Raw genomic sequence first — 14732 nt, 5'->3', positions numbered from 1 at the left:
CGGCCTAAAACTCGCCGAGAGCGCAGCCAGTCCCGGTTCTGGACATGGACTGCGAGAAGCAGCTACGAACGAACGCCGGAAGCCGTGGCCTGCGCGCTAGCGCGTTAACGTGCGGACGCCCGCACGCGCATATGCCGTTTGCCCCCATCTGATTCGTTGCCTGCTTCCCGGGTTGCCGAGCCGGCACGCTGAGTTGCTGACAGGGTCAGATTATCGTGGCGAGAGTTTGCTACGCTCGATCAGCCACCCATGCGAAGTCGCGCACATGAATTGATAGCAAATATATCGCTGCCGATAATATTTGGTCATAGCGTGCGAAACCACCCCAAGAATTCGACACATGGGCAATATGGCTAACAAACTATGGACACGATTAAGAGTTTACAATAGCATTTGCTGGTAATCATAGAGAGGACGAGCGAGCTCTACCGCAGCGGTTGCATAGGGCGAGCGGAATGGGGGTTCGATCCGTGGTTACCTACAGTCCTGCTGTCATGCGAGAACTAAGCCTTGAGCGTCGACGTCCGACGCCGGCGGACCAATCACCGATAGACGCGCTGCGGCAAATGCCCGCGCTGGTCATTTTGGAGCGGCTCCCAGCGCCGGCGTTGGCGGTCGACCGCGTCGGGATCATCCTGTTCGCCAACGACGCGTTTTGCGACATGGTGGGTTACTCGGACGACGAGCTCATATCGATGAGATTCGACGACATTTTCCGCTGCCTGCCCGCGAATGATCGCTGGGTCGCGCTCATCGGAACCGGCACCGAGCGGCTTGTCGAGCTGAGGCACAAAAACGGCCACTCCGTGTGGGCCAGCATGAGCAAGTCGGCCATGCGACGCCGCGAAGACACCGTGGCGTTGGCCACCTTCCGCGACCGCACCGAGGAGCTGTGGCTCAACAGCGACGGGTGGTCCGCCGAGCAAGGCTGATCAACCCGCGAGTGGTCACGACGCCGGGAGGTCTACCAACTCGGCCAACCGGGCCCGGTGCCGGTAGGCGGTGCCGAAAGCCAACTGGTCGCTCTTGGCCCGCTTCAAGTACAGGTGGGCGGGATACTCCCAAGTCATCCCGATGCCGCCATGCAGCTGCACGCACTCCTCGGCGGCGTGCACCGCCACACCGCTGCAGTAGGCCTGCGCAATGGCCGCCGCGATAACGGCATCCTCGTCCCCGCGCGAGCAGGCGTCGGCGGCATAGCGGGCCGCACTCGTGGCCGAACCCACGTCCAGCCACAGGTCCACCAGTCGGTGCTTGATGGCTTGATACGAACCGATCAAGCGGCCAAATTGCTTGCGCTGCTTGACATAGGCGAGCGTGGTGGTGAAACACCACTGTGCGACACCGAGTTGTTCGGAGGCGAGCAACGCCGCACCCGTCTCCAGCGCCGCCGTCACCGCGTCTTGCGCCGGACCGATGGTGTTCGACGCCGCCCCCGAAAACCGAACGTCCGCAAGGGGTCTGGTCATATCCAGCGCCAGCACCGGCGACACATCCACCCCCGCCGCGTCCCGGGAGACGGTATGCAACTCGAGCCCGCCCGGGGCGGCCACCGGGACCACTAGTACGTCGGCTTCGCTTGCGCCCGCGACGCTTCGGATCTGTCCGCTCAGGCCGTCGGACCCAATACTCACACCCGCGATCGCATCACCAGGAGCGGTCGACAGCGGCACCGTCAGCGCCGCGGTGAGCTCTCCCTGCGCCAGCGCGGCAAGTGTGTCGGTCTCCCCGGCCCGCAACAGCGCTACCGTGCCCAACACGGCGCTGGATAAAAATGGCACCGGCGCCACGGCGCGGCCGATCTCCTCCATTACGACCGCGGCCTCGCGCGTGCCCGCGCCCGCCCCGCCGAGCGCCTCGGGTACCAGCAACCCGGCCACGCCGAGCTCAGCCGCAAGGGTACGCCACACTCCCGAAAAGTCTTGTGGTGGCTGGTCATAAGCCTTTGCAACCAATTGCGGTGGACACCGGTCGGCGAATAGGTGCGCCACGCCGTCCCGCAACGCCTCCTCAGTGTCGGAGTACAACAGGTCGGCGGCGCTCATCGATCCAGCTCCCTCAGGTCTTTCCAGGCGATGTCCTTGTCGACGCGGTGTTCGCCCGGCAGGCCAAGCACTCGCTCGGCGATGGTGTTGCGCAGGATCTCCGATGTGCCGCCCTCGATCGAGTTGCCGCGTGCCCGTAGATAGCGGTAGCCGGGCCCGCGTCCGGTCAGGTCGACCACTTCGGGTCTGCGGAGTGTCCAATCGTCGTAGCGCAACCCGGCCTCGCCGTGTAACTCGATCTCGAAACCCGAAATCGCTTGGGCCAACGTGGCGAACGTTACCTTCATACCGGCGCCTTCGGGCCCGGGCTGACCCGCGACGATTTGCTGTCGCAGCCGTTCTCCGCTCAGGCGCAACACCTCCGCGTCGACCCACAACCGCATCAGTTCGTCGTGCATCGCCGGATCACGCAGCCCGGGATCGTCGCGCCAAGCCTGAGCGACCTTGCCGATGTGACCGCCCTCCCGCGGAGCACCGGAGCGCAAGCCGATGGCGACCCGCTCGTTGTTGAGCGTGGTAGTGGCAACGCGCCAACCGCCGCCCTCGGGGCCAAGCCGGTTGGCGTCGGGCACCCGGACATCGGTGAGAAACACCTCGTTGAACTCGGCCTCGCCGGTGATCTGCCGAAGCGGCCGTATTTCGACGCCGGGCTGCGTCATGTCGCACAGGAAGTACGTCAGGCCAAGGTGTTTGGGCACGGTGGGATCGGTGCGCGCGACCAGGAGGGCCATCTGCGCGTGCTGTGCCTGCGACGTCCAGACCTTTTGGCCGTTGACAATCCATTCGTCACCATCGCGGACCGCGCGGGTGGCCACCGCGGCCAGGTCCGATCCGGCGCCGGGCTCGCTGAACAACTGGCAGTAGATCTGATCACCAATGAATAACGGGCGCAGTAACTTTCGTTTCTGTTCATCGGTGCCGAAGGCCACGATGGTCGGTGCCGCCATCCCCATGCCGATATAGTTCTTCGGCGTGCCACCCACCGGCGCGCCCGCGGCGGCGAGCTGGACATTGACGCGTTCCTGAGCGGTCCGCGGCAGGTCCAACCCGCCGAAACCGACCGGCAGATGCACCCAGGCCAGGCCGGCGTCGAACTGAGCGCCGAGAAAATCCCGCGGCTCGGTAGCGCCGGGATCGTGTTCGTCGAGAAGCGCGCGGATCCGCGCGTCGAGGTCAGTGCTCATCCCGGAACCCCTTGGCGTCGCCGAGCAGCAGGCCACCGTCGATTACCATCGTCTCGCCGGTGATCCAACGGGCCGCGTCCGAAACCAGGAAGGCGACCGCGCCGGCCACATCGACGGGCTCGCCAATTCTGCCCAGCGCGATGTTCTTCGACAACGGATCCTCGTGGTCTTTCCACAACGCCTCGGCCAGCTTGGTACGCACCACCCCGGGACAGATCGCGTTGACCCGGATGCCCGGGGAAAGCTCCAGCGCCAGTTGCTTGGTGACGTGGATCAACCCGGCCTTGGTGGCGTTGTACATGCCCATCGCGGGCGATTGGTGCATACCGCCGATTGAAGCCGTATTGACCACGGAGCCGCCGTGCGCGCCCATCCATGCCTTGACTACGAGCGAAGTCCACATCAGCGGCGCCCACAGGTTGACGTCGAAGATCTTGGTGAAGCGGGCGTGGTCCTGATCGATCAGCGGGCCGTAGGCCGGGTTGGTTCCCGCGTTGTTGATCAGGATGTCCACGCTGCCGAAGCGGTCGAGTGTGAGGTCGACGCACACCCGTGCGGCATCCTCGTCGACGGCGTGGGCGCCCACGCCGAGGGCACGATCGCCGACCTGTGCCGCGGCGGCGTCCGCGGCGTCCTGCTTGCGAGCGGTGAGCACGACGTTGGCGCCTGCCTCGGCGAGCTTCTGCCCGATCGCCAGCCCGATTCCCCTTGAGGCGCCGGTGACTATTGCGGTGTTGCCGGTCAGGTCGAGTGATGTCATTAGCGCTCGGTCCTTCGTTGGGTATTTCGGCCACGCGTGCACGTGGTACGCGACTGGAATGTTAGCGCTGCGGCCCTGGTGGCACCCCGGCGGCGGATGCCTGGCGGGCGTTGGCTGCGGCACCTGTCACGGATAGCGGCTGGCGCTCGATTGGGTTCCGTCATTGACCCGACAGCCGGGTCAACCATGACCGAGTCTCGGCCGGGTCGATGACGTCGTCAAGCTCGAAGGAGGTGGCCGACCGCAGCGCCCTGCCGTGTTGGTAGGCGGCCTCCACTAGACGGTCAAACAGCTGCTGACGTTCGATTTCGTCGGACGCGGCCGCTAGTTCCTTGCTGAACCCAAGGCGCACAGCGCCTTCCAGCCCCATGCCGCCGATCTCGCCGGTCGGCCACGCGACGGTGAACTGCGGGGCGCGAAACGAACCGCCGGCCATGGCCATGGCGCCAAGTCCGTATGCCTTGCGCAAGATGATCATTCCGAGCGGCACCGTCAGCTGGGCGCCCAGCACGAACAGCCGACCGAACCGACGGACCGCCGCCTCCTTCTCCGCGTCTGGGCCGACCATGAATCCTGGTGTGTCACAGAGCGAAACGATCGGCAGCCGGAAAGACTCGCACACCGCAAGAAAGTCCCCCGTCTTGTCGGCCGCCTCCGCGTCGATCGCGCCGCCCAGATGATGGCTGCTGTTGGCGATCAGGCCGTAGGCCGCGCCCTCGACCCGGACCAGCGCGGTGATGATTCCGACGCCATAGTCGGGACGCAGCTCCAGCACCGAACCGACGTCAACGATCGACGCGATCGCTCGACGCACATCGTAGGCGCGCAACCGGTTCTGCGGCACCACATGTCGGGCGAGTCGCGGATCGGGGGGCGCCCAGTCGTCTGAGTTGCCCTGGAAGTACGACAGGTATTGCTTGGCGAGCGCCACCGCATGCGCCTCGTCGCGGGCAACCATACTCACCACGCCGTTGTGGCGCTGCACGTCGATCGGCCCGATGGCTTTCGGCGAATAGACCCCGAGGCCGCCGCCCTCGATCATGGCCGGTCCGCCCATGCCGATGTTGGCGTCGGGGGTCGCGATGATCACGTCGCACACCCCGGCCAGCGCGGCGTTGCCGGCGAAGCAGTAGCCCGACACGATCGACACCAACGGCACCCGCCCACTCAGGCCGGCCAGCATCCGAAACGTCGGCACGTCCAGCCCTGCCGCGCCGCCGACGTCGGTATCGCCGGGCCGTCCGCCGCCACCCTCGGCGAATAGCACCACCGGCAGGCGCTTCCGGGTCGCCAACTCGAAGACACGATCGGTCTTGGCGTGGTTGCGCATGCCCTGCGTTCCGGCCAGCACGGTGTAGTCGTAGGACACCACGACCGTCTCGACCCCACCGACGCTGGCCAAGCCGGCCACCAGGCCGTCGGCCGGGGTGTTGGCGATCAGATCCTCTTCCGAGCGCCGGCTGCGCTGCGCGGCAATCGCCAGTGCGCCGTACTCGACGAAGCTGCCGGGATCGACCAGGTCGGCGATGTTCTCCCGGGCGGTGCGACGACCTGCCTTGTGCCGCTTGGCAACAGCGGATTCCCTAGCCACGTCGAGGGTGAGCAGATGACGGCGCCGCACCTCGTCCAGGTCGGCGCGCGAGTGGTCAAGATCTGCTGTGGCGGAGGATGATTCGCCCTCGGTGCGGGCGCCTGTGCGGGTGTAGACCAGCAACGGGTCGCCGGTTCCGACAACTTGGCCGGGTTGCACCAGATTCCGGACCGTGCGCAACGCATCCGGGGCCACCAGCACGTGCTGCATCTTCATCGCCTCGAGGACCACCAGTTGGTGCTCGGCACCGACATCAGTTCCCTCGGGTGTCATCTCGACCACGGTGCCGGCCAGCTGTGCGCGCAACGCTTCCTCGCCCGGATAGAGCTCGACCGGGGCGACCCGGACCTGGTGTCGATCCGACAACGCTGCGGCCGCCAACTCCGGAAGCTTGTCGTCCAGAAAGGCCGTAGTTACCCAGCCTGATTGGAATTGCCCGTTGGACAGCAGCTCTCGTAGAAATGCGATGTTCGTGCCGATGCCCTCGATGGTGAACTCGGCCAGCGCCGTGCGCGACTTGCGCACCGCGGCCGCAAACTGCGTTCCTCGGGTGTGCGTAATGACCTTGGCTAACAACGAATCGTAACGTGGGCTGGGCGTCGCGCCGGGCCGACCGTAGGTGTCCACCCGCACTCCCGGACCGCTCGGCGGCGAGAACGCCGTCAGGCTCCCCGCGCTGGGTAGGACGGACCCGTCGGGGCCGAAGGTTTCCATGTTGACCCGGGTCTGGATGGCGATTCCTCGGGGTGCGACCGGTTCACCGATGACTTCGCTTCCGTCAGACGCAATTCCGGCCGGTAGTCGCAGCTCGTAGTAGGACTTGCCGGCGGCGATAGCCAGCTGTACGGCCACCAGATCCACTCCCGTGACTTCCTCGGTGACGGTGTGTTCCACCTGAATTCGTGGGTTGACCTCCAGGAAGGCGAACGTGTCAGCGGTAACCAGGAATTCGACGGTGGCCACCCCGTGCAGGCCGACGCGGGCACAAAGCCGGGCCGCGGCCTGGTGCAGCTGCCTGCGGAGGTTGTCCGAAAGCCCTTGGGCCGGCGCGATTTCAACCAGCTTCTGATAGCGGCGCTGAACGCTGCAGTCACGGTCGCCGAGAGCCAGCGCGCGCGTTTGGTGGCCTGCCGGCGCCGCGACGATCTGCACTTCGATGTGCCTGGCGTCGTGGAGCAGCGCCTCGGCGAACACCGCAGGATCGCCGAAGCCGAGCTGCGCCTCCGCGGCGCACTGACGGTAGGCGTCGTCGATCTGGTCGGCGCTGTCGACCCTGCGCAGTCCGCGACCGCCGCCACCGGCGAGCGCCTTGATCATGATCGAGTCGTCCTGGGCGGCGAACAACGCGCGGACGTCCTCGATGCTGCTCGGACCCTGTGTTGCCGGCAGCACCGGGATCCCGGCCGCTGTCGCGGCATCGCGGGCAACGGACTTGTCACCGAGCAGCACCAGCACGTCGGCCGTCGGTCCCACGAAGGTGTAGCCGGCTGCCGCACAGGCACGCGCGAATTCGGCGTTCTCACTGAGGAATCCATATCCCGGATGGATCTGGTCTGCCCGGGACTTCTCGGCTGCCGCCAGGATCGCGGCCTGATCCAGGTAGGCGGCGGGGCCGGTACCCGGCAGACCGATCGCCTCGTCGGCCGCGTGTACGTGTGGGCTGTCGGCGTCGTCCGCGGCATACACCGCGACTGTCTTCAAGCCCAGTTCGGTTGCCGTGCGGATGATTCGGAGCGCGATCTCGCCGCGGTTGGCGATGAGCAGGGCCGCACTCATCGCAGGGCGGGACCCCACTCGACGTCCGCGCGGAGCTTTCCTTTAAGTAATTTGCCCCCCGCGTTGCGCGGCAGCGCATTGGTTGTCACGGTGATGTATTGCGGAACTTTGAAATCCGCGAGCTGGGTGCGGCAGTGGTCGAGCACGAAGTCGACGTCGATCCGCTCACCGAACAGCACTGCGCCCACCTTCTCCCCCAGCACGTCGTCGGGAACCGCCAGCACGCAGGCGTCCGCGACATTGGGCGCCGATAGCAACGCGGCCTCCACCTCGACGCTGGAGACGTTCTCGCCACCGCGAATGATGATGTCCTTGAGCCGGTCGACGATGTGCACCCGGCCCGCGTCGTCGACCCGCACCACGTCGCCCGTATGCAACCAGCCGTCCACGATCGTGGCCGAGGTCGCGTCTGGCCGGTTCCAGTAGCTGGTAGTCACATTGGCCCCGCGGGTGACCAGTTCGCCAACGCCGGGCTCGTCACCGGCAAAGCCAACGATGCCGAGATCGACAGACGGGACGGCATAGCCCACCGAGTCGGCGTGCTCGAGGGCATCACGGTCCGGCAGAACCGTCATCAACGAGGCGGTCTCGGTCATGCCGTACCCGTTGAACACCGTCGCTTGCGGGAACGCCTCTTTGACCGAGCGCACCAACGCCGGCGCGATCGGTGCGCCCCCGTAACCCACCCAGCGCACGCCGGAAACATCGGTACCGCCAAAGGCCTTGTGCCGCAGCATCAGCGAGTACACCGCAGGCACCGTCACCATGAGTGAGATGCGCTCGTCGGGCAGTTTGGCGATCAACTCGTCGAGGTTGAGCACCGGCATGATGACCGATGCACCGCCAAGCCGGGCAGCCGCCAAAAGCTGTGAGTTGCAACCGGTCACATGAAACAACGGGACCGAGATGAGGGTGCGCAGGTCTTCGCCGATGTCCCTTGGCTGTTCGAGACAGCGGACCGCGTTCTCGGTGTTGGTCACGAATGCTTCGTGGCTGGTCGGCACGCCCTTGGGATGACCCGTAGTACCCGAGGTGTAGAACAGCGCGGCGATGTCGGTGCGGTCAAGCTGTTCGGTCACGTACGGCTGCCCGTCCGGCAGCGGTGTGTCTGCGGCCAGGTCCACCCTGCAACCGGAGTCGGACAGAACGAATTCGACCTCCGGTTGCGCGGATCGCGTATTGACGGCGACCGCAATGCCGCCGGCCATTATGGTGCCCCAGAACGCCAGCGCCCATTTGATTCCCGCCGCATAGCGCACCGCGACGGGGTCACCGGGCTGCAGACCGCCGGCGCGCAGCCCACCGGCGACTCGCGAGGCGCGGTCCCACAGCTGCCGGTAGGTCAACCGATCCGCGCCCAGTTCGACCAGTGCCTCGGCCCCTGGGCGACGGTCCACCTGCTCGGCGAGCATGTCCAACAGCGTGGCCGGCACGTCGTCGTAGTGCGGGACGCCGTTGCTGTCTCTCGACACCCCGGTTGCCGGAAAAGGGTTGCGCGTGCGGGGAATCTCGATTACCTCGGTCATGGCCGGTTCCTTATTATCCGGTGTCCTATCGTGATAGCGGTGACGATCGACGATTCCGCCATCATGCCCGAGGCATTCTTCACTGTCGACGGCGACTCTTATGTGCCGGGCGCGCTGACGCGGGGTCCCTGGGGTGCTGCGATGGGCGGGCAGACCGTCGGAGGCCTGCTGGGTTGGGGGATCGAGCAATCCGGCATCGATCCCGCGTTTCAGCCGGCGCGCTTCACGGTTGACCTGATGCGCCCAGTCCTGCTGGAGCCGGTGCGGATTGAGACCTCGATACAGCGGGAAGGTCGTCGGATCAAGCTTGTCGACGCAGCGCTGGTGCAGAACGGCACGACGGTCGCTCGGGCCAGTGCGCTGTTCCTGCGACGAGGCGAGCACCCCGACGGCCGCGTGTGGTCCGCCCCGGTGGAGATGCCGCCACTGCCGACCGACTCCGACCGTTTCCCGCCCGACATGCAGTTTTTCATCTGGGGTTACGGCACCAACCCCACGCCGGGAGGCGGCGACATGGCCGAGTGGGAGCAGGCCCACTCTCAGAAGTTCGCGTGGACGCGCTTGTTCCGTCCGATCGTGCATGGCCACCCGCTCACCCCGTTTTGCCGCCTGGCCTTCGTCGGCGATATCACGAGTTCGCTAACCCATTGGGGCACAGGCGGATTACGCTACATCAACGCTGACTACACCGTAACCGCGAGCCGGCTGCCGGACGGGGAATACCTCGGGCTGGCCGCCCAGTCCCACTACGGCACGGCCGGGGTGGCCACCGGCGCGGCGACACTGTTCGACCGGCACGGACCGATCGGCACCAGCTCGGCACTGGCGCTGGCCCAGCCCGCTGATGCGTTCAAGCCGCCATTGCAATCGCCGGCTCAGCCCATCAACTGAGCGGCGACCGTCGCTCCCAGTTCCCAGCACGCCTCCAGGTCGTCCTTGCTCGGTTTGCCCGATACCAGCACGTACTCAGCGGCTTTCACCCATCCCAGACCCGTCGTGATGGCGGTGACGCCACGCTCGGCGCCCTCGGTGCCCTGGTTGCCGTGCAGATACAGGCCGAACGGTCGTCCCCGGGTCGCGTCCAGACACGGGTAGTAACACACGTCAAATGCGTGTTTGAGGGCGCCGCTCATGTAGCCCAGGTTGGCCGGGGAGCCGAGCAGATAACCATCGGCCTCCAGCATGTCTGTCGGCGATACGGTGAGCGCGGGTCTCCGTGTAACGTCGACGCCCTCGATCTCCGGATCGGTCGCCCCGGCCAGCACCGCCTCGAACATCTCCTGCGTATGCGGCGACGGCGTGTGATGGACGATCAGCAGCGTTTTACTCATCGGCGCCCCGGTGGCCCACGTGCAGTTCCAGGGCGGTCTTCATGGCTTCCCGGGCGCGGCGGCGATCCCCCGCGTAGTCGTAGGCCCGCGCCAGCCGGTACCAGCGCCGCCAATCGCCGGGGTCGCCTTCCACCTCACTGCGTACGGTGGCGAAAAGCGCGTCGGCGGCCCCTCGTTGGATGCGGCCCGACGGCCGCCGCGGCAGTGCGCTGGCGTCGAGTTCCATTCCGTCTTCGGCGATCAGACGGGCCAGCCTCTGGTGCGCGAATCCCGCACGCAGCGTGGCGATCATCACCCACACGCCGATGACGGGCATGATCAGCACGGCCAGCCCCAGGCCCACCGCCGCGACCCGGCCCGAACCGATCATCGCGATGGCGATGCGGCCCAGCAGGACGAAGTACGCCAGCATCGCCGCGCACATGAATGCGATGAGCGCCTGGATGCGGGCGGTTTTGGTCATTGCAGATTGAGCAGCGGCTCAATGCCGACGGTGAGTCCCGGATGCTCACGGATGCGGCGCACCGCCAACAGCACACCCGGCACGAATGACGTGCGGTCCAGGCTGTCGTGGCGGATGGTCAGCGTCTCCCCCTCGGTGCCGAACAGCACCTCCTGGTGAGCAACCAGACCCGTCAGTCGCACCGCGTGCACCGGGATGCCGTCGACGTCGGCACCACGGGCGCCGGGCAGACTCGTGCTGGTGGCATCGGGGTTGGGCGGCAAGTCTTTTCGGGCTTCCGCAATCAGCTTCGCGGTGCGCGTGGCCGTGCCCGACGGGGCGTCAGCCTTGTGCGGGTGATGCAGCTCGATGACCTCGGCCGAGTCGAAGAACGGGGCGGCCTGCTTCGCGAAATGCATCGAAAGCACCGCCCCGATCGCGAAATTCGGCGCGATCAAGACTGAGGTATCGGAGCCGGCCAGCCAGTGCTGCACCTGCTGCAGGCGCTCGGCGGTGAAGCCCGTGGTACCGACCACCGCGTGAATGCCGTTGTCAATCAGGAACTTCAGATTCTCCAGCACCACGTCGGGGTGGGTGAAGTCGATGACCACCTCGGTGTTGCCTTCGGTCAGCAGGCTGAGCGGGTCGCCGGCGTCGACCTGTGCGGACAGGGCCAGATCCGCGGCGGCCTCCACGGCCCGCACCATGGTCGCACCCACTTTGCCTTTGGCTCCCAGCACGCCTACCCGCATGGCCTTCACCCTACTGCGGCGCCGTTTTACCGCGACCGTGCGTGTTTGTACGGAGACACGCCGCGGCGGCCGGCATTCTGCGCACGCTCGACGGGCGGCGGCGGGGGCGCCGACCGCGGGGGCGCCGACCGCTGAATGTTTACCTGGTGGTCGTCGGGCCGTGGTGGCTGCGGCGTAGGATCTGGCGGCCGAGCCGGCGGCGCCCATACCCGCGCGCGCATCGAACCTGGTCTGGTGCAGACTGCTCGCGGATCTATCGCACGGTGAGGAGGACAAGTGAGTCCATCAGAGACGGCCGAGCCCAACTCAGGACGGCCAGTTATCCATCTGTCTAAGTTGCTGCGCTCGCCGGTGCTATCGCGCTCCGGCGAGGCGGTGGGCCGGGTGCAGGACGTGATCGTGCGGTTGCGCGGGGCTCAGGAGTATCCGTCGGTGACGGGGATCGTGGCCGAGGTCGGCGGCAGGCGGGTGTTCATCGGCAGCAAGATCATCAGCGATTACGCCCCGGACCGGGTGGTCTTGGCGAAGAACAAGGTTGACCTTCGGGGCTTCGAGCGCCGCGACGGTGAAGTGCTGTTGCGCGCGGACGTGCTGGGGCACCGGTTGATCGACGTGGCCGCCGTGGAGCTGGTACGCGCCTATGACGTCGAGCTGGAGGACACCGGCGCGGGATGGGTGCTCGCACGGCTGGACACCCGCCGCCCGGCGCGGTTGTTCGGGCTGATCAAGAGCTCGGGCGGCCATGCGTCCCGCGATTGGAAGGCCTTTGAACCGCTGATCGGGCACGCGCGCTCGGACGCAGTGCGACGCGTCTCTGGCCGGTTCGGCGGCTTCAAGCCCGCCGAGATCGCCGATCTGCTGGAAGAAGCCGACAAGGCCGAGGGCGGCGAGATACTCGACCGGGTCCACAGCGATCCGGAACTGGAAGCCGACGTCTTCGAAGAGCTTGATCCCGAAAAGGCCAGCCGGCTGCTCGACCGCATGCCCGACGACAAGGTCGCCGGGGTGCTCGGCCGGATGCGTGCCGACGATGCCGCCGACGCGATCGCGGATCTGCGGCAGTCGCGGCGGCGCCGCGTACTGGACTTGATGCCCGCCCCGCAACGGACCAAGGTGATCACGCTGATGGGGTTCAACCCCGACAGTGCCGGCGGCCTGATGAATGTCGACTTCGTGTCCTGCCCCACGGAGGTAACGGCGGGCGCAGCGCTGAGACTGATCGCGGCTGCCCACAGCATCCAGCCGGAGGCGCTGGTCAAGATGCATGTTCTCGACGAGGACAAACGCCTGGCCGGGGTGGTGTCCGTGATCGATCTTCTGCAGGCCGACCCCGCTGCGAGCGTGGCGACGCTCATGGATTCCGACCCGGTGCGGGTCACGCCGGAAGCCGATGTGGTGGACGTCGCGTTGTTGATGGCGGACTTCAACCTTTACGCGATTCCCGTCGTCGACGAGCAGGATCGCGTGCTCGGGGTGGTCACCGTCGACGACATGCTGGAGGCCACCATTCCTGAGGACTGGCGCCGTCGCGAACCCGCCCCGCGACCGGTCCGCGATGTCACCCCGGCCGACGAGGACCGCGCCCACGCGCCGGAAGACCAGACGCCGTGACCTCAAGCGAGCAAGACGCCGGCAATCCCGGGCCACCCCCTCCCCGCGCCGAGCCCGCGCGCACCGCGGTGCTCGACTCTGCACACGTCGGTGACATCGAGGGCGCATTCGGGCGCATCAGCATCGGCGAGACCGATCACCCGCGCACCTTCAAGACGCGGCTGATGACGCTGCTGGCCATCGTCGGTCCCGGCATCATCGTCATGGTCGGCGACAACGACGCCGGCGGTGTCGCCACCTACGCCCAGGCCGGCCAGAATTACGGCTACTCGCTGCTATGGGTGCTGCTGCTACTGATCCCGGTGCTCATCGTCAACCAGGAAATGGTGGTGCGACTCGGCGCGGTGACCGGGGTCGGCCACGCCCGCCTGATCAACGAGCGTTTCGGCCGCGGCTGGGGTTGGTTTTCGGTCGGCGACCTGTTCCTGCTGAACTTTTTGACGATCGTCACCGAATTTATCGGCATCAGCCTGGCCGCCGAATACCTCGGCGTCTCCAAGTACATCGTGGTGCCGGTCTCGGCGGTCGCGCTGGTCGCGATCATGGCAAGCGGCAGCTTCCGGCGCTGGGAGCGCGCCATGTTCGTATTCATTGCTATCAGCCTCGTGCAGATCCCGATGCTCCTGATGTCACACCCACAATGGGGACATGCCGCGAAATCATTTGTGGTTCCTAGCATTTCAGGCGGCATGAGCTCGGACGCCGTGTTGTTGATCATCGCCATCGTCGGGACGACGGTGGCGCCGTGGCAGCTGTTCTTCCAGCAGTCCAACGTCGTCGACAAACGCATCACGCCCCGGTTCATGGCCTACGAGCGGGCTGACACGGTGTTGGGCGCGTTCGTGGTGGTGATCGGCGCCGCGGCGCTGGTGATGACGGGCGATTGGGCGGCGCGTTCCACCAACACGGTGGGCAATTTCAGCGACGCGGGCGCCATCGCGCACCTGCTCGGCCAACACGGTTCGGCGCTCGGTTGGGTGTTCGCGATCGTGTTGATGGACGCCTCGATTCTCGGCGCGGCCCCGGTCACCCTGGCAACCAGCTACGCGTTCGGCGACGTGTTCGGTCTGAAGCACTCGTTGCACCGCGGGTTCTCCGACGCCAAGCAGTTCTACCTGTCCTACACCGCGATGGTGGTGCTGGCCGCCGTCATCGTGCTGATCCCCGGTGCCCCGCTCGGTTTGATCACCACCGCGGTGCAAGCCCTTGCCGGCCTGCTGCTGCCTAGCGCCAGCGTGTTTCTGCTGCTGCTGTGCAACGACCGGGAAGTGTTGGGGCCGTGGGTCAACCGGCGCTGGCTCAACTGGGTCGCCGGGCTGATCGTTGGCACCCTGCTGCTGCTGTCGGGAATCCTGATGGCCACCACCCTGTTTCCCGGCCTCAACATCGTCGCGGTCGCCGGCTGGCTGGCGCTGGCCCTGGTTCTGCTCGCCGTGGCCGCCGTGCCCACGCTGCGCTGGATGGCGCGCCGCCAGCCACCGCCGGCTACGCCGCAATTGCCGGCGCGAGGCGTCGACCGCAACACCTGGCGGATGCCACCGCTGACGCTGCTGGAGCCGGTCACCTGGTCACCGGGCACCCGGCTCGGCATGATCGCCCTGCGCGGCTATCTCGTCGTCGGTGCGGTCCTGCTCATCGTCAAGGCTGTCCAGCTCAGCGGCCACTAGCCGGTTTCGCGCAGTTGGGCGTTGCGGACTGGTGTGGCTCTGTGCTG

General features: G+C 66.6%; 12 protein-coding genes. 4 read left to right on the top strand and 8 right to left on the bottom strand.

Going from position 1 to position 14732, the window contains the following annotated elements:
- The first annotated feature begins 566 nt into the window (after nt 1-566).
- Nucleotides 567-932 carry a PAS domain-containing protein gene (locus tag JO236_RS17575; protein WP_293333125.1) on the top strand — a complete coding sequence of 122 codons (366 nt, stop codon included), beginning with the start codon at nt 567-569 and terminating at the stop codon, nt 930-932.
- Nucleotides 933-947: 15 nt separating this feature from the next.
- Here the strand turns inward: JO236_RS17575 and JO236_RS17570 are convergent, their stop codons facing one another.
- The 5 genes from JO236_RS17570 to JO236_RS17550 form a co-directional block, all read right to left on the bottom strand.
- The gene (locus tag JO236_RS17570) at nt 948-2045 is read right to left on the bottom strand and encodes an acyl-CoA dehydrogenase family protein (protein WP_293333122.1); all 1098 of its coding nucleotides are present in this window, start codon (nt 2043-2045) and stop codon (nt 948-950) included.
- The gene (locus tag JO236_RS17565) at nt 2042-3229 is read right to left on the bottom strand and encodes an acyl-CoA dehydrogenase family protein (RefSeq protein ID WP_293333119.1); all 1188 of its coding nucleotides are present in this window, start codon (nt 3227-3229) and stop codon (nt 2042-2044) included. The genes JO236_RS17570 and JO236_RS17565 overlap by 4 nt, the downstream gene beginning before the upstream one ends.
- Nucleotides 3219-3989: an SDR family oxidoreductase gene (locus JO236_RS17560; RefSeq protein ID WP_293333116.1), complete on the bottom strand. Its 771-nt coding sequence runs from the start codon at nt 3987-3989 to the stop codon at nt 3219-3221. Before JO236_RS17560 ends, JO236_RS17565 begins: the two co-directional genes overlap by 11 nt.
- A gap of 160 nt (nt 3990-4149) precedes the next feature.
- Nucleotides 4150-7356: an acetyl-CoA carboxylase family protein gene (locus JO236_RS17555; RefSeq protein WP_293333113.1), complete on the bottom strand. Its 3207-nt coding sequence runs from the start codon at nt 7354-7356 to the stop codon at nt 4150-4152.
- Nucleotides 7353-8882: a class I adenylate-forming enzyme family protein gene (locus JO236_RS17550; protein WP_293333110.1), complete on the bottom strand. Its 1530-nt coding sequence runs from the start codon at nt 8880-8882 to the stop codon at nt 7353-7355. The genes JO236_RS17555 and JO236_RS17550 overlap by 4 nt, the downstream gene beginning before the upstream one ends.
- A 39-nt stretch (nt 8883-8921) precedes the next feature.
- On the opposite strand from JO236_RS17550, the gene JO236_RS17545 reads away from it, so the two are divergent.
- Nucleotides 8922-9773, top strand: a complete 852-nt coding sequence (locus JO236_RS17545; protein ID WP_293333107.1) for a thioesterase family protein — start codon at nt 8922-8924, stop codon at nt 9771-9773.
- Here the strand turns inward: JO236_RS17545 and JO236_RS17540 are convergent.
- From JO236_RS17540 to dapB, 3 genes are read right to left on the bottom strand one after another with little or no spacing between them, the layout of a single operon-like run.
- Nucleotides 9758-10213 (bottom strand): flavodoxin family protein, encoded by a 456-nt coding sequence (locus JO236_RS17540; protein WP_293333104.1) that lies wholly within the window; start codon nt 10211-10213, stop codon nt 9758-9760. The two genes, JO236_RS17545 and JO236_RS17540, sit on opposite strands and share 16 nt — an antisense overlap.
- Nucleotides 10206-10676, bottom strand: a complete 471-nt coding sequence (locus JO236_RS17535; protein WP_293333101.1) for a hypothetical protein — start codon at nt 10674-10676, stop codon at nt 10206-10208. The genes JO236_RS17540 and JO236_RS17535 overlap by 8 nt, the downstream gene beginning before the upstream one ends.
- Entirely contained in the window at nt 10673-11407 is a 735-nt protein-coding gene (gene dapB / locus JO236_RS17530; protein WP_293333098.1) for a 4-hydroxy-tetrahydrodipicolinate reductase, read from the bottom strand. The genes JO236_RS17535 and dapB overlap by 4 nt, the downstream gene beginning before the upstream one ends.
- A 321-nt stretch (nt 11408-11728) precedes the next feature.
- Between dapB and JO236_RS17525 the strand changes: the two genes are divergently transcribed.
- Together JO236_RS17525 and JO236_RS17520 are read left to right on the top strand one after the other, a co-directional pair.
- Complete coding sequence (locus JO236_RS17525; protein ID WP_416362276.1) at nt 11729-13018, top strand: magnesium transporter MgtE N-terminal domain-containing protein; 1290 nt, start codon at nt 11729-11731, stop codon at nt 13016-13018.
- The gene (locus JO236_RS17520) at nt 13015-14685 is read left to right on the top strand and encodes an Nramp family divalent metal transporter (protein ID WP_416362275.1); all 1671 of its coding nucleotides are present in this window, start codon (nt 13015-13017) and stop codon (nt 14683-14685) included. The genes JO236_RS17525 and JO236_RS17520 overlap by 4 nt, the downstream gene beginning before the upstream one ends.
- Nucleotides 14686-14732 lie beyond the last annotated feature (47 nt).

The sequence above is a fragment of the Mycobacterium sp. genome, from assembly GCF_019247635.1.
Taxonomy (GTDB): Bacteria; Actinomycetota; Actinomycetes; order Mycobacteriales; family Mycobacteriaceae; genus Mycobacterium.
This window is presented reverse-complemented; position numbering and strand designations above follow the sequence as displayed.